Raw genomic sequence first — 19,339 nt, 5'->3', positions numbered from 1 at the left:
CTTAGTTTTTTTCAAATATAAAAAAGAGTTCTTTTCCCTGTCTTGGTTTTATCGAATTATAACAGTTTTCAAGAGTGAGAATCCTGAATAGATCCCTGAAATATTCCAGATATTCTTCCTTGCAACCTCCGAAGGGTGGTCCGGATTCCGTTAACGGAAAATCAAACAATAAACCGGCCAGTTTAGCTCCGGACATCATTAATTCATGCATTTTTTCGGCATACGCAGAACGTAAATTCGGATCGAGGGCGCAAAAAAAGGTTTGCTCGATAATCAGTTGGTATTGCCCTGAGTGTTCGAAAAAATTCTCCTGTATAAGGTTATCTGCCGGAAATTCCGGGATTCTTTCCTTTAAATTGTTCAGCGGAGCAGCGGCAACATCCAGAACAGTGATGTCTGTGAACCCATTTCTGAAAAGATATTCTGCCTCGTAACCGTTTCCCGCACCGGGGATCAGGATACGGATGCTCTTATCTTTTAGTTGATCGATATAGTCTTTAAGAGGAGGGGAGGGGTATCCGATATCCCATCCGGTTTCGTTGTTGCGATATCGCGTCTCCCAATATGCTGTTGTTTCTTTCATTCGGCAGTTTCTTGTTCATCGTCAAGATAGTCATCGATATCCCTTCGGTCTTTTTTCGTAGGGCGTCCGGTTCCTTTTTTTCGGTAATAATCCTTGGAGTATTTCAAAAGATCGGCATGTTCAAAAGCCTCCTTGGGGGTGGTGTCCTTTCTGTACAGATCAACGATCTTTGCCCCGACACGGTTTTCAGGTATGTTAATTACTTCCAGTTTATAGTCGATCTGATTCTTTCGCAAGGTGATTTTGTCACCCGGATAGACATCTCTGGAGGGTTTGACCGATTGCTCATTTACCCTGATATGCCCCTTTTTACAGGCTTCAGTGGCCATGTTACGGGTTTTATAATATCGGGTACACCATAAGAACTTGTCAATTCGCATTGTTAAGGTTTAAAAATTAGTGAAAGGCATAAGCAAAAATACTAGAAAATACTATCTTGCGCATCTAAAATTCCGAACGATGTATATGAAGCGATTATTCCCATTCCTTGCCGTTTTAGCAATACTTGCATCCTGTAAAAAGGATGATGACTCTGGTACTGCCATAGAAGTCAGAGATCCTGCTGAAGTGGAAGCTGAAAATGATGCAGATCTTGTGGAATATATGAGTACTCACTTTTATAATTACGAGGAATTCGAAAATCCTCCTGCAGATTTTGATTATAAGATCGTAATCGATACTATCGATGGGGTGAATGCTGATAAGACTCCTATATATGATCAGGTGGTTACCGATGAGATCTATGTGGAGAGTGATGATGTCACTTATAAGTTGTATACACTTGTTGTCAGAGATGGTGATACGGAACAGATTCCTGCTTTCGGGCAACGCGTGGTTTGCAATTACGAAGGTACCCTTACCGATGGAACGGTGTTCGATCGCACCTATAATTATCCGGCTACCTTCAATACACTGAGTGTGGTGCGAGGCTTTGGTGAGATCTGTACACGTCTGGGGATCGGAACTGGATATACTGAGAATGGAGACGGAACGATCAGCTGGAATCAGGATTTCGGAATAGGAATGGTTTTCCTTCCTGCCGGGTTAGGATATTACAGTTCATCAGGAAGTGCTTACCGATATGTAAACCTGATCTTTAAAGTTGAGATGTTGCAGTATTCAGATGTTGATGAAGACTATATCGTTGTGAGTTCTACTACCGTTTCTTCACCTGATGGAATTCCTTCACATCTGGAGGATGTTGACGGTGATGGATGGCCGGGTAATGATGATACCGATGGAGATGGAGTTCCGAATTACCTCGATGCCGATGATGACGGAGATGGTATCTATACGATTTATGAGTATGATAAAGATGAAGATGGTATTCCGGATGATTCCAATGGAAATGGAATCCCTGACTATCTCGATCCTACTTATCCGGTATCCAATTAATTCCATGGGTTAAAGAAAGCTGTTGGCAGAATCACTGCTTCAAAGTAACAGTTCCTCTTTCTAAGGGACTAAAATTAAAGCATTGGTAATGCAACAAATAAGATTATATAAAAAAATCCCGAAGTTTCTGCTCCGGGATTTTTTATTGTATGTAGGTTTGTTCGACTATAGTCGGTAGGACAATCCTAAGATGAATTGAGAAGGTCTGGTATCCACTCTTCCATCATTGAGTCCGGTGAATTCTACCTCGTTGTCACTTAGACCTCTTTCGTATCTGAAATCGATTCCAAGAGCTCCAAGATTAACGCCTGCGCCAAGTTGTAGTCCAATCGTAAAATCGTTTTCCACATCACCAATACTTATATCGTCGAAGTCTGTGTCCAGGATATACTGAAACGACGGACCTGCAAATGCATGAATAGGTCCCAGGATGTTTATTCCTACGAGTACGGGAAGATCGATTTTACTCATATCGAAATCTCTCTTAACGGTATTATATTCGTATTTAGATTTGATTTTCGTGTACATGAGTTCCGGGCGCAAATAAAAGAGGCTCTCGCCGCCAAACTTATAAAAGATACCCAGGTGATAACCGACCTGACCATCGGCATTTACATTGTCTTCGATGTTGTTGATATTTAGATCACCACCGCTATTAAAATTTAAACCACCTTTAATACCAAATCCGGAACCGGATTGGGCAAAGGTGGTTAAACCTGCCAGTAAAAATACCAGCACAATTGCTTTTCTCATAAATATTCGTTTTAGAAGTTTACGTTAATATAAACTTTCTAAACCGAAGATTATTTCCTTTTTAACACTTTTATAACAGCGTTAACAATGCTTTCACTGTTCAGACCATACTTGTCCATCAATTGAGCAGGGGTGCCGCTTTCTCCGAAAGTATCTTTGGTAGCGATGAACTCCTGAGGTGCAGGATGGTTTTCAGCAAGTACACGAGCAACACTTTCTCCTAATCCTCCCAGGTAGTTATGCTCTTCGGCAGTAACCACACATCCGGTCTTAGCTACTGATTTAAGAATAGCTGCATCATCCAGGGGTTTGATGGTGTGCATATCCAGGATATCTGCAGAAATTCCCTGTTCTGCTAATTTCTCTCCTGCCAGAATAGCCTCCCATACAAGATGTCCGGTTGCGATGATCGTTACATCTGATCCTTCATTGATCTGGACAGCTTTACCGATCTCGAATTTTTGATCTTCAGGGGTGAATACCGGTACCGCTGGTCGTCCGAATCTAAGGTATACAGGTCCGTCATGTTCTGCGATAGCAATAGTAGCCGCCTTGGTCTGGTTGTAATCACAAGGATTGATCACAGTCATACCCGGAAGCATTTTCATCAATCCGATATCTTCAAGGATCTGGTGCGTAGCGCCGTCTTCTCCTAGCGTAAGTCCTGCGTGAGAAGCACAGATCTTTACATTTTTACCTGAATATGCGATCGATTGTCTGATCTGGTCATAAACACGGCCTGTGGAAAAGTTCGCGAAAGTACCGGTAAAAGGAATTTTACCACCGATGGTTAGTCCTGCCGCAATCCCCATCATATTTGCTTCGGCAATACCGATCTGGAAAAACCTTTCCGGATTTTCTTTGATGAAAGTTTCCATTTTAAGCGAACCTACAAGGTCTGCACAGAGGGCAACAACATTAGGGTTTGTTCTTCCAAGTTCTGCCAGTCCGGCACCAAATCCGCTACGTGTATCTATTTTCTTTTCGTATGTGTATTTCTTCATTTTGTAAACTTTAGGTGATCCGTTTAAGGAACGTGATTCAGGTAAATACTAGTAATCGCCAAGGGTTTCCGGGTTCTGAGCAAGCGCTACTGCCAACTGTTCGTCGTTAGGAGCTTTTCCGTGCCATGCGTGGGTGTACATCATAAAGTCTACACCATGTCCCATGATCGTATGCATAAGAATACATACCGGCTTTCCTTTTCCGGTTCTTGTTTTAGCTTCTTTTAATCCGGCGATCACTGCCTCGATATCGTTTCCTTTTTCGATCTCCATAACATCCCATCCGAATGCCTCGAACTTAGCTCTTAGGTCTCCCATTGGTAATACCTGATCAGTAGAACCATCGATCTGCTGTCCGTTAAGGTCAATGGTAGCGATAAGGTTGTCTACTTTATTACCCGCAGCATACATGATCGCTTCCCAGTTCTGTCCTTCCTGAAGCTCACCGTCTCCGTGTAAGCTGTAGATCAGATGATCATCATTGTTCAGCTTTTTAGCAAGCGCTGCACCGATCGCTACAGACATTCCTTGTCCTAGCGAACCTGACGCTACACGAACACCTGGAAGTCCTTCATGGGTGGTAGGGTGGCCTTGTAGTCTGGAGTCGATCAATCTGAAAGTGTTTAGTTCTTCCACAGGGAAATATCCCTTTCTGGCAAGTACGCTGTAGAATACAGGTGAAATATGTCCGTTGGAAAGGAAGAATAGATCCTCACCGATACCGTCCATATCAAATCCCTCCTTCAGGTCCATAACCTCATTGTAAAGAGCAACAAAAAACTCAGTACACCCAAGCGATCCTCCGGGGTGTCCGGAATTTACCTTGTGTACCATTCTTACAATGTCTCTTCGCACCTGGGTGGCTAAATCCTTTAATTGTTGTGTGTCTGGCATTTGTCTACGATAAAATTAAGTTTTGGCAAAAATAAACCATTACAAAACCCTGACAAAACAAACCTAACTACTTTTTTTAAGGTTTCTTCATGCTGTGTTTTGGGATAAATTTCTACGGTTGAGTAGAATAGTTGCTTATCTTTGCCCCCCAAGAATAATTTCCATGAAATTCACACTAGAAGCTAAAGATAAGGCCACCAAAGCCAGGGCCGCAACCCTTACCACCGATCACGGAGCGATACAGACTCCCATCTTCATGCCCGTAGGTACAGCGGGTACGGTTAAAGGGGTTCATCAGCGCGAACTCAAAGAGGATATCAATCCGGATATCATATTGGGGAATACCTATCATCTTTACCTTCGTCCGCAGACGGATATCATTGAAAAAGCAGGAGGCCTCCATAAGTTCATCAACTGGGACAGAAACATCCTCACAGATAGTGGTGGATATCAGGTGTATTCCCTTTCCGGAAATCGTAAGATCAAGGAAGAAGGAGTGAAATTTAAAAGCCATATCGATGGATCCTACCATTTCTTTACACCGGAGAATGTTATGGATATTCAGAGAACCATAGGTGCAGATATCATTATGGCTTTCGATGAATGCACTCCCTATCCGTGTGAATATAATTATGCGAGACGTTCGATGCATATGACACATCGCTGGCTAGACCGTTGTATAAAAAGATTCCATGAAACTCCGGATAAATATGGTTATGAGCAGCAATTGTTTCCTATTGTACAGGGGTCGGTATATAAGGATCTAAGAAGACAGTCTGCTGAATATATAGCCAATGCCGGTGCTTTTGGAAATGCGATCGGCGGACTCTCAGTTGGGGAGCCTGCGGAGGAGATGTATGCCATGACCGAAGTGGTTTGCGAAATTCTTCCGGAAGAAAAGCCGCGATATCTTATGGGAGTAGGAACTCCGATTAATATTCTTGAGAATATCGCACTTGGAATCGATATGTTCGATTGTGTGATGCCTACCAGGAATGCCAGAAATGGAATGTTGTTTACTGCCCATGGCACCATCAATATAAAGAATAAAAAATGGGAAGACGATTTTTCTCCCATCGATGAAATGGGTATTACCTATGTCGATACCTATTATACAAAGGCATATCTGAGACATTTATTCGCTTCGAATGAATATCTTGGCAAACAAATTGCTACGATACATAACCTGGGATTCTATCTTTGGTTGGTTCGTGAAGCAAGAAAACATATATTAGCCGGAGATTTTGGTGAGTGGAAGACTCAGATGGTAAAACAAATGGATAAGCGCTTGTAATTTGAAAATAATAGATCGCTATATACTAAAGAAGTATTTGATTACCTTCTTTACGATGATCATCCTTTTTGTTCCTATCGGGATCATGGTCGATCTATCGGAAAAGGTTGATAAAATGATAGAGAATCAGGCGGGTACTGCTGCTATTCTTCAATATTATGTAGATTTTACCTTTTATTTCGCGAATCTTTTATTCCCGATATTTCTGTTCCTGTCCATTATCTGGTTTACTTCCAAATTAGCCAACAATACCGAGGTGATCGCAATTCTGAGTTCTGGTATTTCCTTCTGGAGATTCTTAAGACCGTATCTGATCGGTGCGAGTATCATCGCGATCTTTTCCTTTGTTATGGGAATGTTCATTGTGCCGGATGCGAGTGAGGGTTATAACGATTTCAGAATTAAATATCTGAAAGCCGGTCATGATAAACACCGGGAAACGAATAATATTTTTAATCAGATCAATGATAATGAGATCGTATATGTGAGTAGTTTTACGCCTTCCACCCAGACGGGATTCAATTTCACGCTGGAGCATTTTGAAGGTACAGAACTAAAACATAAGATAACTGCCGGAAATATCAGATGGGTCAAGGCCGATAGTACTTTCCGTCTCGCTTCCTATGAGAAAAGAATCATAGGCAAGAATGGTGATATCGTGGAGACCAAACGAAGACATGATACACTTTTTAATTTTAATCTGGATGACCTTACGCCGGTATCCTATGTTGCGGAAACCAAAAATCTTTTCGAACTCAATGAGTTCATAGAGAAAGAGCGTAAAAAAGGATCTCCGAATGTCAGCCGTTATCTGGTGGTGAAATACAAACGCTGGAGTTTACCGGTATCAGCTTTTATCCTGACTTTGATCGCGGTAGCCGTATCTTCTATGAAACGACGCGGAGGGATGGGAGTAAACCTGGCATTGGGAATATCCCTGGCATTTATCTTTATCTTCTTTGATAAGGTTTTTGCAATCCTGGCTGAACAGTCCGACTTTTCTCCGCTACTCGCCGTAGCTTTACCTAACATTATTTTCGCCTTCATCGCGTTCTTCCTGTTGAGAAATGCTAAACGATAAATTAAAGAACTATCTCCATCTGCACCTGATAGTGTTCATTTGGGGGTTTACTGCTGTTTTGGGTGCCTTGATCAAGATCGATGCAATCCCGCTGGTATGGTACAGAATGTTGATCGCTGTGATCTTTGTTTATGGTTATGTGCGTTATAGAAAGTTCGATCTGCGTGTGCAGCGAAAGACGCTATTGGCCATGGTCTTTGCCGGACTGGTGATCGCCTTGCACTGGATTACTTTTTTTAAGGCGATCAAGGTTTCCAATGTTTCGGTGACACTTGCGACGATTTCCACCGGTGCTTTCTTTACAGCACTGCTGGAGCCATTGTTTTACCGCAGAAAGGTGATCTGGTATGAGATCATGTTTGGCCTGATTGTGATCGGAGGTCTTCTGGTGATCTTCAATGTGGAAGTTCAATATAAGGAAGGAATCATCATAGCGCTCATCTCTGCTTTGCTTTCAGCACTATTCTCTTTGATCAACGGTAAACTGGCTCAAAATCATGAGGCTGGTGTGATCTCTTTCTATGAGTTGGGAAGTGGAGTTGGCTTTATAACACTATACCTATTATTCAATGGTTCATTTACAGCAGAGTTTTTCAGATTGTCGCCAACAGACTGGATGTATTTATTGATACTTGCCAGCATCTGTACCGCGTATGCGTTCTTCGCCTCGGTTAAAGTTATGCGTTTCATAAGTCCATATACCGTAATGCTGACAATTAATCTGGAACCTGTTTATGGTACCATGCTGGCCTTTATGATACTGGGAGACAGCGAGAAAATGCGCCCTGCATTTTATTTTGGAGCACTGATTATTTTAGCCACTGTTGTAGCAAATGGCGTATTGAAGAATACACTTAAAAGAAAAGTCCCGATTAAAAGGGTCGAATAACAGAATGTTTTATATTTGTAGCCTTACAAAAAACTAATTTAGACTCATGGAGTATTTAGATTTTGAGTTACCGATTAAAGAGCTGGAAGAGCAATTAGGTAAGTGTAAAGTACTTGGAAAGGAAAGTGACGTTGATGTTACCGATACTTGTACACAGATCGAGCAGAAACTTGAGAAGACTAAAAAGGAGATTTACAAGAATCTTACCGACTGGCAACGCGTTCAGTTGTCAAGACATCCTTCAAGACCATATACTCTCGATTATATAAAAGCGATTTGCGGAGATACTTTTCTCGAGCTCCACGGAGACCGTAACGTCAAAGATGATAAAGCCATGATCGGCGGACTTGGGAAAGTCGGAAATCAGTCTTTTATGTTCATCGGACAACAAAAAGGTTATAATACCAAGACCAGGCAGTATCGCAACTTCGGTATGGCTAATCCTGAAGGATACCGTAAGGCACTTCGTCTTATGAAAATGGCCGAGAAGTTCGGGTTACCCGTTGTTTCCCTGATCGATACTCCGGGAGCCTATCCGGGTATCGAAGCTGAAGAACGCGGACAAGGAGAAGCGATCGCAAGAAATATCCTGGAAATGACCAGGCTTAAGGTACCGATCATCGTGATTATCATTGGTGAAGGAGCTTCTGGAGGTGCGCTTGGAATAGGAGTGGGCGATAGAGTAATGATGCTGGAAAATACCTGGTATTCGGTGATCTCACCAGAATCATGTTCTTCTATTCTCTGGAGAAGTTGGGAATATAAAGAACAAGCGGCAGAAGCCTTAAAGCTTACCGCTAAGGATATGAAAAAACTACACCTTGTTGATGATATCATCAAGGAGCCTCTTGGAGGAGCACATTCTGACAGAGAAACCACTTTTAAGACTGTGGAAAAGGAAATTACCAAAGCATATAATGCCTTGAAAAAGTTATCCCCAGAGGATCTTGTAAAGCAAAGAATGGATAAATATTCAAATATGGGTGTCTTCAACGGCTAAGACCTTGTATTTGTTACCTTATTGTTAAGACCGAAGTTCGCGCTTCGGTTTTTTTTACCTTTATTAACAACAAAATCAAGTTATTAACAGTTATATTGTTGATGACAGGTGAACAACCGAAGGGTTATAATTTTTAGGTTGTTCTGCTTATTTAATTACATTCGCAGTTATGGAGAAAGTCAATCCAATACCCGGAGTAAGAATCGATAAATCGAATATTATACAGCTTGAAAAAGGCAAAGTGCCGCCGCAGGCCCTTGATTTAGAGGAGGCTGTGCTTGGTGCGATGATGATCGACAAGAAGGGTGTGGATGAGGTGATCGATATTTTACACCCGGATGCCTTCTATAAAGAAGCACATAAATCGATTTTTGAGGCAGTTGTACAGTTATTCGAATCTTCAGAACCGATAGATTTATTAACAGTTTCCTCTCAGCTCCGCAAGAACGGAAGATTGGATCAGGTGGGAGGTGACTTTTATTTGATCCAACTCACAAAAAAAATATCGTCTTCAGCGCATATTGAGTTCCATGCACGAATCATACTTCAGAAATTCATCCAGCGAAGCCTTATCAAGATTTCCAGTGAGATCATCGAAGAGGCCTATGATGAAACAACGGATGTTTTCGATCTGCTGGACAGTGCCGAAGCCAAATTATATGAAGTAACCCAGGGGAATATCAAGAAATCTTCCGAATCTGCTCAAAGTCTTGTGATGCAGGCGAAGAAAAAGATTGAAGAGATCTCTAACAAAGAAGGTCTGTCAGGTATTCCTTCCGGATTCGATAAGCTCGATAAACTAACCTCTGGTTGGCAACCCAGTGACCTTATCATCGTTGCAGCACGTCCGGGTATGGGTAAGACGGCTCTTACCTTATCGATGGCGAGAAACATTGCGGTTAACTCTAATATTCCGGTAGCGTTCTTCTCACTGGAGATGTCTTCTGTACAGCTTATTACGCGTCTTATTTCATCTGAAACAGGTTTGTCATCAGAGAAACTTAGAACCGGAAAACTGGAAAAACATGAATGGGAACAGTTGAATGTTAAGGTCAAGAACCTTGAATCTGCACCTTTATTCATAGATGATACACCGTCGCTTTCAATTTTTGACCTTAGGGCAAAGGCGAGACGACTCGCTTCTCAGCACGGAATCCGTATGATTATCATTGACTACCTTCAGTTGATGACGGCGGGAGGTACTCAAAAAGGAGGAGGAAACCGTGAACAGGAGATCTCGACGATCTCACGAAACCTTAAGGCACTGGCTAAGGAACTCGATGTACCGGTGATCGCACTTTCACAGTTATCCCGTGCGGTAGAAACCCGTGGTGGAAGTAAACGACCATTGCTTTCCGACCTTAGGGAATCGGGAGCGATCGAGCAGGATGCGGATATTGTTTCCTTCATCTACCGTCCCGAATATTATAAAATCGAAGAATGGGATGATGAAGAGAGAAGTCCGACTCAGGGACAGGCAGAATTCATCGTTGCGAAACACCGTAACGGTGGACTTGAAAATATTAGGTTAAAATTCATTGGTCAGCTCGGTAAATTTGATAACTTAGATGATTTCGATTCACCTTTTGAATTCCAATCGAAGATGAATTCAGGTGATGATAATCCATTTATCACGCGTGATCTGCCAAGTGCCGATGAAGCTTTCGGCAGTTCGCTGAACAACGATTTTAACCCAGATGACGACGACGTACCGTTCTAAATATAAAATTAGTACCGTAAAATTAAGGCTGACAGTCACAACTTTCCTTGTGCTGCTCAGCCTTAATTTTTGTATGGCCTCTTATATTCTGATCCCGATGGATGCAGAAACTCAGGAAAATCATCTCAAAGCATATGGGTTGACCTACTGGGTTCTCGAAAAGGAATTAAAGGTTAAATGGTTGTTGAATTACAGGGGAGGAGCATTTTTAATGCCCGATACTGAGGAGGTACGAAGAGAATGCCAGATCAGAGGCGTTTCATTTGAAGTTTTATCCGATGCAAAGAGCGAAAGTATCCTGGCGGAAATCGAAAGTCCTTCAAGAAATCAGGATGCGGTCATACTAGAAAAAGCACCTAAGATTGCCGTTTATTCTCCAAAGGGAAATCAACCCTGGGATGATGCAGTGACCATGGTGCTTACCTATGCTGAAATTCCTTATGAAACTGTTTATGATGAAGAAGTTCTCAGTGATGAACTCTTGCTGTACGATTGGCTTCATCTTCATCATGAAGATTTTACCGGTCAGTATGGTAAGTTCTATGGTGCTTACCGGGCAACGCCCTGGTATATTCGTGAAAAACAGGACGCTGAGGCGATGGCTGCGAAACTCGGATATGAGAAAGTGTCTCAGGAAAAACTGGCCGTAGCCAGAAAGATACGGGATTACGTAGTTGGTGGTGGTTTTATGTTCGCTATGTGCTCCGCTACCGATAGTTTCGATATCGCTCTTTCTGCTGATGGTGTAGATATTTGTGAGCCGATGTTTGATGGAGACCCTTCCGATGCAGCCTATCAATCACGGATCGACTTTAGTAACACCTTTGCCTTTACCGATTATATGTTGGAAAGAAATCCGATGATCTATGAATTCTCCAGTATCGATATGACTTCCAAAAGATCTGTAGTGTCCAGAGATACAGATTACTTTACACTTATGGAATTCTCCGCTAAATGGGATCCGGTTCCCACGATGCTTTGTCAAAACCATACGGCGATTATCAAAGGGTTCATGGGACAAACAACAGCTTATGATCCGAATACCATCAAGCCAACAGTACTCATAATGGCAACGAATAAGGTAAATGGGGAAGCGCGTTATATCCATGGTATTAAAGGGAAAGGTTTTTTTACATTCTATGGAGGGCATGACCCGGAAGATTATCAGCACAGGGTAGGAGATCCGAAAACCGAATTAGAATTGCATCCCACCTCTCCGGGATATCGTCTGATTCTCAATAATGTCCTGTTTCCGGCTGCCAGGAAGAAAAAGCAAAAAACTTAAATACTTTCTATATTTATCAAACACCATTAAACTTTACAAACACCAATATTTTAACCAACCATGATAAGAAAACTTTGTTATTTGTTTCTTGTTGCATTAGGAGTATCCTGCAATGATCCGCTCAGCGATTATCAGAATTCTGCAGATGACTATGCAATAATTCCCCAACCCGTTACATTGAATAAAGAAACGGGACGTTTTAAACTGGATGAAAATACCGTTATCATAGCAGAAGCCAACTTTGAAAATGAAGCCGTCTATCTTCGTGATCTGCTAAATGAATTCAGTGGTTTACAGGTAGAATTCGATCCTGCGGCCTCTGCCAGTTCCAATGTTATATTTTTAGTGAATGATGAAGGCGTTAAAAATGATGAAGGTTATCGTCTGCTTGTCGACCGTCAGCAGATTAAGATTAGTGCAAAATCCGCTAAAGGTGTTTTTTATGGCATTCAGTCATTACAGCAACTGTTGAAATTCGAAGGAGATCCTGAAAATCAACTATCAGGTACAACTATTCCTGCGGTCAATCTTGAAGATTATCCCAGATATACATACCGGGGAATGCATCTGGATGTGGCACGTCATTTCTTTCCGGTCTCTTTCGTGAAGAAATATATCGATCTTATCGCACTTCATAAGATGAATACTTTTCATTGGCATTTAACCGAGGACCAGGGATGGAGAATCGAGATTAAAGCATTGCCTGAGCTTACAAAAGTTGGAGCTTACCGAAATGGAACCGTAGTCGGAACAAGACCCTGGGCCGAGAATGATAACACCAAACATGGTGGATTTTATACACAGGAAGAGATAAAAGATGTGGTGGCTTATGCTGCTTCAAGACATATAACAGTAATTCCGGAGATCGAATTACCGGGACATAGCAGTGCAGCGATCGCGGCTTACCCTAACCTGAGTTGTTTTCCAGAAGAACCTTCACTGACGTATGGCGGTGTTTTTTCACAGCAAAGTCAGATTCAGCAGGCTGAAGGGCACCCTAAGGTCGTTCAGGAAGTATGGGGAGTCATGGATGATGTTTATTGTGGAGGAAAAGAAGAGACATTTACCTTTTTAGAAACCGTACTGGATGAAGTAGTTGAACTGTTTCCTTCTGAATATATCCATATAGGAGGAGATGAATGTCCGAAAGGAAACTGGAAGCGGTGTCCGCTTTGCCAGCAACGTATGAAGGAGGAAGGACTTGCTGATGAGCATGAATTGCAGAGTTATTTCGTTCAGCGAATCGAAAAATACCTGAATACAAAAGGAAAAAAGATCATTGGTTGGGATGAGATCCTGGAAGGAGGACTTGCTCCGAATGCTACCGTTATGTCCTGGCGTGGTATGGAAGGTGGAATCACCGCTGCGAACCAGGATCATGATGTGATTATGACTCCTACTTCTCATTGTTATTTTGATTATCATCAGGAAGAGGGTTTAAGCGGTGTTAAAAATATCGGAGGTTTGCTGACGGCTGAGAAAGTATACGGGTTACAACCTACTCCTGATGCCCTTGAACAAGATAAGGATGCATATATTCTGGGAGCACAAGGAAATGTATGGACGGAATATATGACTGAGGAATCGTATGTAGAATATATGGTTTTGCCAAGAATGTCAGCTTTGTCGGAAGTTGTATGGAGTAAGGAAGCCGACAGAGACTATCAGAATTTTACAGAACGTCTGCCGGATTTCTTTGAATTGCTGAAGAGAAAAGGGTATAATTATGCCGATTATCCGGTACGTTCAGAGGATGTGGCCACCGACGCAGCACAAACGGAAGCAGAATAAAAGTTAAAGTTCTTAAATGAAGATTATACAAAAGGAATTTAGTCTGAGACCGCGTAAAAGAGGATTTCATCTGATCACTGAAGAAGTGATGCGGGAAATTCCGGAGATTCGTGGGATACAGGCCGGATTGCTTCAGATCTTTATTAAACATACTTCAGCATCACTTACTATAAATGAAAATGCAGATCCCACGGTGAGAGTTGATTTTGAAAGTCATTTTAATGAACTGGTGCCGGAGGATACACCGTATTTTATTCATACTTATGAAGGGCCGGATGATATGCCGGCCCATATTAAGTCTTCTTTATTGGGTGCTTCAGTTCAGGTTCCCGTTACCAATGGCCGACTGAACCTCGGTATCTGGCAGGGGGTCTATTTGTGTGAACACAGAGACCATGGAGGTAGCCGTAAGATTGTGTTGACGCTATACGGAGTTTAAGCAAAGCTTACGATCAGTCAGGTTTCATCAGGGATCAAACCTTTTTAGCGGCTAACAATTGGTTCAGGATGTATTCTACCCCTCCATTATCATTACTTCTTGTTTGAAATTTCGCAGCCTTAACGACATTAGGATGTGCGTTTTCCATGGCATAACTGAAATAGGCGAGGTCAAGCATTTCCAGGTCATTATTATAATCACCAAAAACCATGGTTTCTTCCCTTTGGATTCCGAGTTGTTCCTGAAGCAATTTCAGCGCATAACCTTTGTTTGCATTTGGGTGAGAAAGGTCCAGCCAGTTTTTTCCGGATACCTTAACCTGTAATTCTGATTCCAGATGTTTCACTGTAGGGTAGATAAATTCCTCCGAACTTTCCGGATGAAAAACGGCGATCTTTAAAAGGTTACTGAAGTCAACCTTAGTCAGGTCTTCAACAGATTGAAAGCTCTTATAATATTCGCTGAACATTTTGATAAAATCCGGATCGGTTGATTCGATATACGCTTCATCCTTGCCACAAAGTACGGTGTGAACATGATCCAGTTTACGGAGTTGTTCGATAATGCTTATGATATAATTTTCGGGAAGTTTCGTAAACAGAAGTTCCTTTTCACCTTGTTTTGCGACGCCACCATTTTCTGCGATAATGGTGATTTCATCTTTTATACGTGCCAGTTTATTGGTAATACTATCGTATTGTCTTCCACTTGCCGCTACGAAATGAATGTTATGGGATTTCAGTGATTCAAAGAGTTCAAAGAAATCATCACTTACTTTGCCGTTTGTATTTAGAAGGGTGCCGTCCATATCGGAGACCACCAGTTTTACTTTAGATAGATCCATATAAATGAAATAAGAGGCAAATTTAAGATTTAACCGTGAGTTTTAAGTTAATGGTTTGTTATTTAAGGAAAAACAAAAGCCTGACGTTTAGGTCAGGCTTTTCTAAGCGGATAATATATTGTTAAACGTTTACTTTATTTTCTCAACGATTGCTTTGAATGCTTCAGGGTGGTTCATAGCAAGGTCGGCAAGAACCTTACGGTTCAATTCGATATCATTTGCTTTGATTTGTCCCATGAATTGAGAGTAAGACATTCCGTGCAGTCTGGCACCAGCGTTAATACGGGTGATCCAAAGTGCTCTGAAAGTTCTTTTCTTATTTCTACGGTCTCTGTAAGAATAAAGCATTGCTTTATCAACCGCATTCTTGGCAACTGTCCAAACGTTTTTACGTCTACCGTAGTAGCCTTTAGCTTGCTTCAACACTTTTTTTCTACGTGCTCTTGAAGCTACTGAATTTACTGATCTTGGCATAATTTTAAATGTTTTGTAGCAGGCGGACCATTAAAGGCCACTTTTGTTGAGCCTGTCTCCAGGGTTATACAATTGTTTTAACCGTCGAACGATTACTTAAGTCGTAATTGTTCTTTGATGCTGTTCTCATCCGCCTTGTCAACAAGAGTGGCATGAGTCAGCGCTAGCTTACGCTTTTTAGATTTCTTAGTAAGAATGTGACTCTTATAAGCGTGCTTTCTTTTAATTTTACCGGTACCTGTAAGCTTAAAACGCTTTTTAGCACTGGATTTGGTTTTCATTTTAGGCATAGTTCCTAATATTTATAATTATCTCGCTTAGTATTTTTAACTGCTTTGCAGTCTTATTTTGTTTTCTTAGGAGCGATGAACATGGTCATACGCTTACCTTCAAGTTTCGGCATTTGCTCCACTTTCCCCAGATCTTCCAGTTCTGAAGCAAGTTTAAGAAGCAGGATCTCACCTTTATCTTTATAGACGATCGAACGACCTTTGAAGAAAACATATGCTTTTAATTTCGCTCCTTCTTTAAGGAACTTCTCTGCATGTTTCTTTTTAAAATCGTAATCGTGATCATCCGTGTTAGGACCGAAACGAATTTCCTTCACGGTAACTTTTGAGGCTTTAGCCTTTAGGGCTTTGTCTCTTTTCTTCTGTTCGTAAAGGAACTTTTTATAGTCCATAATCTTACAAACAGGAGGTGCAGCGTTGGGTGAAATCTCAACTAAATCTAAGTTTAGTTCTTCAGCTTTAGTTAGAGCTGTTCTTGTAGGATAAACTCCCATTTCTACATTATCCCCCACTAAACGGACTTCCGGTACACGGATTTCTGAATTGATTCGATGTGGGTTCTTGTTCTCTCTTCTTTGAACGTTTCTGTTAAATCTTTTAATTGCTATGGCTATTCGATTTTAATTATACTTTCTTTTAAAACGTCTTTAATGTACGATTGATTTCTGAATTTATCAAATCGCTGAATTCTTCGACGGTTATGGTTCCGATATCACCCTTGCCGTGCTGACGAACTGAAATGGTACTTTCTTGCTCTTCATTCTCCCCTACAATCAACATATAAGGGATCTTTTTCATCTCCGCATCACGGATTTTTTTACCGATCGTCTCATTTCTGTTGTCAACGAGGGCGCGAATTTCGTTATTTTCTAATAAATTTAAAACTTTTTCGGCATATTTTTCATATTTCTCACTGATAGACAATATGATAGCCTGATCTGGCATCAACCACAGCGGGAAGTTACCCCCGGTGTGCTCCAGAAGGATCGCAACAAATCGTTCCATACTTCCGAATGGTGCACGGTGGATCATTACCGGACGGTGTAATTTATCATCACTTCCTTTATAATATAGGTCAAAACGCTCGGGTAGGTTATAGTCTACCTGGATGGTACCTAACTGCCAGCTTCTTCCCAGTGCATCCTTAACCATAAAGTCCAGTTTAGGGCCGTAGAAGGCAGCTTCGCCGGTTTCGATAACATAATCAAGTCCTTTTTCCTGTGTTGCTTTCAGGATCGCGGCTTCGGCTTTTTCCCAAACGTCATCACTTCCTATGTATTTATCCGGATTTTCAGGGTCTCTGAGTGAAACCTGTGTTGTGAAGTTTTCAAAACCCAGCGAACCGAATACATAGAGTACCAGATCGATTACATTTTTAAATTCCTCATCAAGCTGATCCGGAGTACAGAATATGTGTGCATCATCTTGAGTAAATCCACGAACTCTGGTAAGTCCATGTAATTCTCCACTTTGCTCATAACGGTATACAGTACCGAATTCGGCATAACGTTTCGGTAGTTCCTTATAACTCCATGGCCGTGAATTGTAGATTTCACAGTGGTGCGGACAGTTCATAGGTTTCAAAAGGAATTCTTCATCTTCCTTAGGCGTATGAATCGGTTTAAAACTGTCTTCTCCATATTTAGCATAGTGCCCGGAGGTAACATAGAGTTCTTTCTGTCCGATATGGGGAGTTACTACTTGTTCGTATCCTGCTTTCTTCTGAGCTTTCTTCAGGAAAGACTCCAGGCGTTCACGAAGGGCAGCACCTTTAGGCAGCCATAACGGTAAACCTTGACCTACTTTTGGGGAGAAGGTAAAGAGTTCAAGTTCCTTTCCGAGTTTACGGTGATCGCGTTTCTTGGCTTCTTCAAGAAGTTCAAGATACTCCTTAAGATCCTTTTGTTTTGGGAAGGAGATACCATAAATACGGGTAAGCTGTGGCTTATTCTCATCACCACGCCAGTAAGCACCGGCAGCGGATAATAGTTTTACCGCCTTAACAATACTGGTGTTCGGGATATGTCCGCCTCGGCAAAGGTCGGTAAAGGTATCATGATCACAAAAGGTGATGGTTCCATCTTCCAGATTCTCGATAAGTTCAACCTTGAAAGGGTTATTCTGATCTTTATAGAATTTTAAAGCATCACTTTTGCTTACAGATCTCATTTTGAAATCATGCTTCCCTCGGGCGATCTCCAGCATTTTTGCTTCGATGGCAGGGAAGTCTTTCTCCGAGATAGATTGGTCTCCGAAATCAACATCGTAATAGAATCCGTTGTCGATAGCCGGACCAATAGTTAACTTAACTCCCGGGTAGAGCTCTTCGATAGCCTGAGCCATGATGTGAGATGTGGAATGCCAGAAAGCCTTTTTCCCTTCATCATCATTCCATGTATATAATGTAAGATTACCGTCGGTGGTCAGTGGGGTGGTGGTTTCAACCTTTGTTCCGTTAAAATTTGCTGAAATAACGTTACGGGCGAGTCCGGCACTAATACTGTTAGCCACGTCCATTGGAGTGCTGTTGTCTTCATACTCCCTGACAGAACCGTCGGGTAATGTAATCTTTATCATTTTAAATGTATTTAAGGATTGCAAAGATAAGAGGAAGTAGTGATGCGTACAATAGTATTATATTAATATAGTGTGAAGCAGTAACACAGTAACACAGTAATGCAGTAAACTGTTTTCCGTTTTCTGTATTCCGTATTCCGTTCACTGTATTCTAACTTCTGGCGTTGATCTAATTGAGAATTGAGAATTGAAAATTGAGCTATAATGTGTGGGGTGCTACTATATATTGAGTAATCATACTGCTTTTCCTCGTCTCCCTTTAGGGTCGGGGTAAAACGAGGAAGGGGTGTTTAGTGATAGTAATAACGCGGTAATATAGTAAAGCAGTTATGCAGTAATACAGTAAACTGTATTCCGTTCACTGTATTCGAACTTCTGGCGTCGATCTCATTGAGAATTGAGAATTGAAAATTGAGTTTTAATGTATGGGGTGCTACTATCTATTGAGTAATCATACTGCTAATCCTCGTCTCCCTTTAGGGTCGGGGTAAAACGAGGAAGGGGTTTTAGTGATAGTAGTAACGTAGTAATGCAGTGAAGCAGTAAAACAGTAAACTGTATTCCGTTCACTGTTTTCTGTATTCCGTTTCCTGTTTTGAATTTTTCTCAAAAGGTAAATCGCATGGAATAAAGGGCTTAGGAATTATTTTAAAAAAAGATGGATAAAAGGGTTGGAAGTATGGAAAAAATAGTTCTATATTTGCAGCCGCTTTCGGGTTGAAGGTCGCTTGTTAAGAGCGGTATTTACGAGGAAAGACGTTCATTTACAGAGTGGTGCAGAGAGGTTGAGAAGGGATTGAAAATTTTTTCCAAAAAGTTCTTGCGAGATCAAAAAATGGTTGTAGTTTTGCACCCCGCTACTGAAACGAAAGTTACGGCGGCGGCGAAGTTCTGAAGAGGTTTTGAGATGCGAATTGGAGGTTGAAAAAAAATTCAAAAAAAGATTTGCAGGAATGAAAAAAGGTTGTAGTTTTGCAGCCGCTTTCAGAACGAAAGACGCCACGAGGGTCGGCCGAGGAAACGAGG

General features: G+C 41.5%; 20 protein-coding genes. 9 read left to right on the top strand and 11 right to left on the bottom strand.

Translation table 11 applies throughout. The features are described from left to right. Position 1 precedes the first annotated feature (1 nt). Positions 2 to 583 carry a class I SAM-dependent methyltransferase gene (locus DMZ48_RS16210; RefSeq protein WP_143956223.1) on the bottom strand — a complete coding sequence of 194 codons (582 nt, stop codon included), beginning with the start codon at positions 581 to 583 and terminating at the stop codon, positions 2 to 4. Continuing rightward, positions 580 to 963 (bottom strand): RNA-binding S4 domain-containing protein, encoded by a 384-nt coding sequence (locus DMZ48_RS16205; protein WP_143956222.1) that lies wholly within the window; start codon positions 961 to 963, stop codon positions 580 to 582. Before DMZ48_RS16205 ends, DMZ48_RS16210 begins: the two co-directional genes overlap by 4 nt. Positions 964 to 1,048: 85 nt before the next feature. On the opposite strand from DMZ48_RS16205, the gene DMZ48_RS16200 reads away from it, so the two are divergent. Beyond that, positions 1,049 to 1,978, top strand: a complete 930-nt coding sequence (locus tag DMZ48_RS16200; RefSeq protein ID WP_143956221.1) for an FKBP-type peptidyl-prolyl cis-trans isomerase — start codon at positions 1,049 to 1,051, stop codon at positions 1,976 to 1,978. Between the two features lie 165 nt (positions 1,979 to 2,143). On the opposite strand, the gene DMZ48_RS16195 is transcribed toward DMZ48_RS16200, so the two are convergent. Genes DMZ48_RS16195 through DMZ48_RS16185 form a run of 3 tightly spaced genes read right to left on the bottom strand, consistent with a single transcriptional unit; the run spans position 2,144 to position 4,629 of the window. Beyond that, positions 2,144 to 2,731, bottom strand: a complete 588-nt coding sequence (locus DMZ48_RS16195) for a porin family protein (RefSeq protein WP_143956220.1) — start codon at positions 2,729 to 2,731, stop codon at positions 2,144 to 2,146. 50 nt (positions 2,732 to 2,781) lie between these two features. Next, positions 2,782 to 3,735: a transketolase family protein gene (locus DMZ48_RS16190; protein ID WP_143956219.1), complete on the bottom strand. Its 954-nt coding sequence runs from the start codon at positions 3,733 to 3,735 to the stop codon at positions 2,782 to 2,784. A gap of 48 nt (positions 3,736 to 3,783) precedes the next feature. Beyond that, the gene (locus tag DMZ48_RS16185; RefSeq protein ID WP_143956218.1) at positions 3,784 to 4,629 is read right to left on the bottom strand and encodes a transketolase; all 846 of its coding nucleotides are present in this window, start codon (positions 4,627 to 4,629) and stop codon (positions 3,784 to 3,786) included. Positions 4,630 to 4,792: 163 nt separating this feature from the next. Here DMZ48_RS16185 and tgt point away from each other — a divergent pair, with 163 nt between their 5' ends. The 8 genes from tgt (at position 4,793) to DMZ48_RS16145 (ending at position 14,128) form a co-directional block, all read left to right on the top strand. Further along, positions 4,793 to 5,923: a tRNA guanosine(34) transglycosylase Tgt gene (gene tgt, locus DMZ48_RS16180; protein WP_143956217.1), complete on the top strand. Its 1,131-nt coding sequence runs from the start codon at positions 4,793 to 4,795 to the stop codon at positions 5,921 to 5,923. A 1-nt stretch (position 5,924) separates the two neighbouring features. Beyond that, positions 5,925 to 7,004, top strand: a complete 1,080-nt coding sequence (locus DMZ48_RS16175) for an LptF/LptG family permease (protein WP_143956216.1) — start codon at positions 5,925 to 5,927, stop codon at positions 7,002 to 7,004. Further along, positions 6,991 to 7,893, top strand: a complete 903-nt coding sequence (locus DMZ48_RS16170; RefSeq protein ID WP_143956215.1) for a DMT family transporter — start codon at positions 6,991 to 6,993, stop codon at positions 7,891 to 7,893. Before DMZ48_RS16175 ends, DMZ48_RS16170 begins: the two co-directional genes overlap by 14 nt. Positions 7,894 to 7,939: 46 nt before the next feature. Then, positions 7,940 to 8,893: an acetyl-CoA carboxylase carboxyltransferase subunit alpha gene (locus tag DMZ48_RS16165; RefSeq protein WP_143956214.1), complete on the top strand. Its 954-nt coding sequence runs from the start codon at positions 7,940 to 7,942 to the stop codon at positions 8,891 to 8,893. 169 nt (positions 8,894 to 9,062) lie between these two features. Next, entirely contained in the window at positions 9,063 to 10,613 is a 1,551-nt protein-coding gene (gene dnaB, locus DMZ48_RS16160) for a replicative DNA helicase (RefSeq protein WP_143956213.1), read from the top strand. A gap of 73 nt (positions 10,614 to 10,686) precedes the next feature. Next, on the top strand, positions 10,687 to 11,898 hold the full coding sequence (locus DMZ48_RS16155) for an asparagine synthetase B (protein ID WP_242009237.1): 1,212 nt from the start codon (positions 10,687 to 10,689) through the stop codon (positions 11,896 to 11,898). A gap of 60 nt (positions 11,899 to 11,958) precedes the next feature. Beyond that, positions 11,959 to 13,689 carry a beta-N-acetylhexosaminidase gene (locus DMZ48_RS16150; protein WP_143956211.1) on the top strand — a complete coding sequence of 577 codons (1,731 nt, stop codon included), beginning with the start codon at positions 11,959 to 11,961 and terminating at the stop codon, positions 13,687 to 13,689. 16 nt (positions 13,690 to 13,705) lie between these two features. After that, positions 13,706 to 14,128, top strand: coding sequence for a secondary thiamine-phosphate synthase enzyme YjbQ (locus DMZ48_RS16145; RefSeq protein WP_143956210.1), 423 nt, complete (start codon positions 13,706 to 13,708; stop codon positions 14,126 to 14,128). A gap of 34 nt (positions 14,129 to 14,162) precedes the next feature. Here the strand turns inward: DMZ48_RS16145 and DMZ48_RS16140 are convergent, their stop codons facing one another. From DMZ48_RS16140 to DMZ48_RS18710, 6 genes are all read right to left on the bottom strand, one after another. After that, entirely contained in the window at positions 14,163 to 14,972 is an 810-nt protein-coding gene (locus DMZ48_RS16140) for an HAD family hydrolase (RefSeq protein ID WP_143956209.1), read from the bottom strand. Positions 14,973 to 15,101: 129 nt separating this feature from the next. Further along, the gene (gene rplT, locus DMZ48_RS16135) at positions 15,102 to 15,446 is read right to left on the bottom strand and encodes a 50S ribosomal protein L20 (protein ID WP_143956208.1); all 345 of its coding nucleotides are present in this window, start codon (positions 15,444 to 15,446) and stop codon (positions 15,102 to 15,104) included. A 92-nt stretch (positions 15,447 to 15,538) separates the two neighbouring features. Continuing rightward, positions 15,539 to 15,736: a 50S ribosomal protein L35 gene (gene rpmI / locus DMZ48_RS16130; RefSeq protein ID WP_143956207.1), complete on the bottom strand. Its 198-nt coding sequence runs from the start codon at positions 15,734 to 15,736 to the stop codon at positions 15,539 to 15,541. A gap of 53 nt (positions 15,737 to 15,789) precedes the next feature. After that, entirely contained in the window at positions 15,790 to 16,338 is a 549-nt protein-coding gene (gene infC / locus DMZ48_RS16125) for a translation initiation factor IF-3 (protein WP_143956206.1), read from the bottom strand. Between the two features lie 34 nt (positions 16,339 to 16,372). Then, positions 16,373 to 18,313: a threonine--tRNA ligase gene (thrS, locus tag DMZ48_RS16120; protein WP_143956205.1), complete on the bottom strand. Its 1,941-nt coding sequence runs from the start codon at positions 18,311 to 18,313 to the stop codon at positions 16,373 to 16,375. A 760-nt stretch (positions 18,314 to 19,073) separates the two neighbouring features. Beyond that, the coding region (locus DMZ48_RS18710) for a hypothetical protein (RefSeq protein WP_206751708.1) at positions 19,074 to 19,339 on the bottom strand (266 nt) is incomplete at its 5' end.

Source organism: Robertkochia solimangrovi, assembly GCF_007279655.1.
GTDB classification, from domain to species: Bacteria; Bacteroidota; Bacteroidia; order Flavobacteriales; family Flavobacteriaceae; genus Robertkochia; species Robertkochia solimangrovi.
This window is presented reverse-complemented; position numbering and strand designations above follow the sequence as displayed.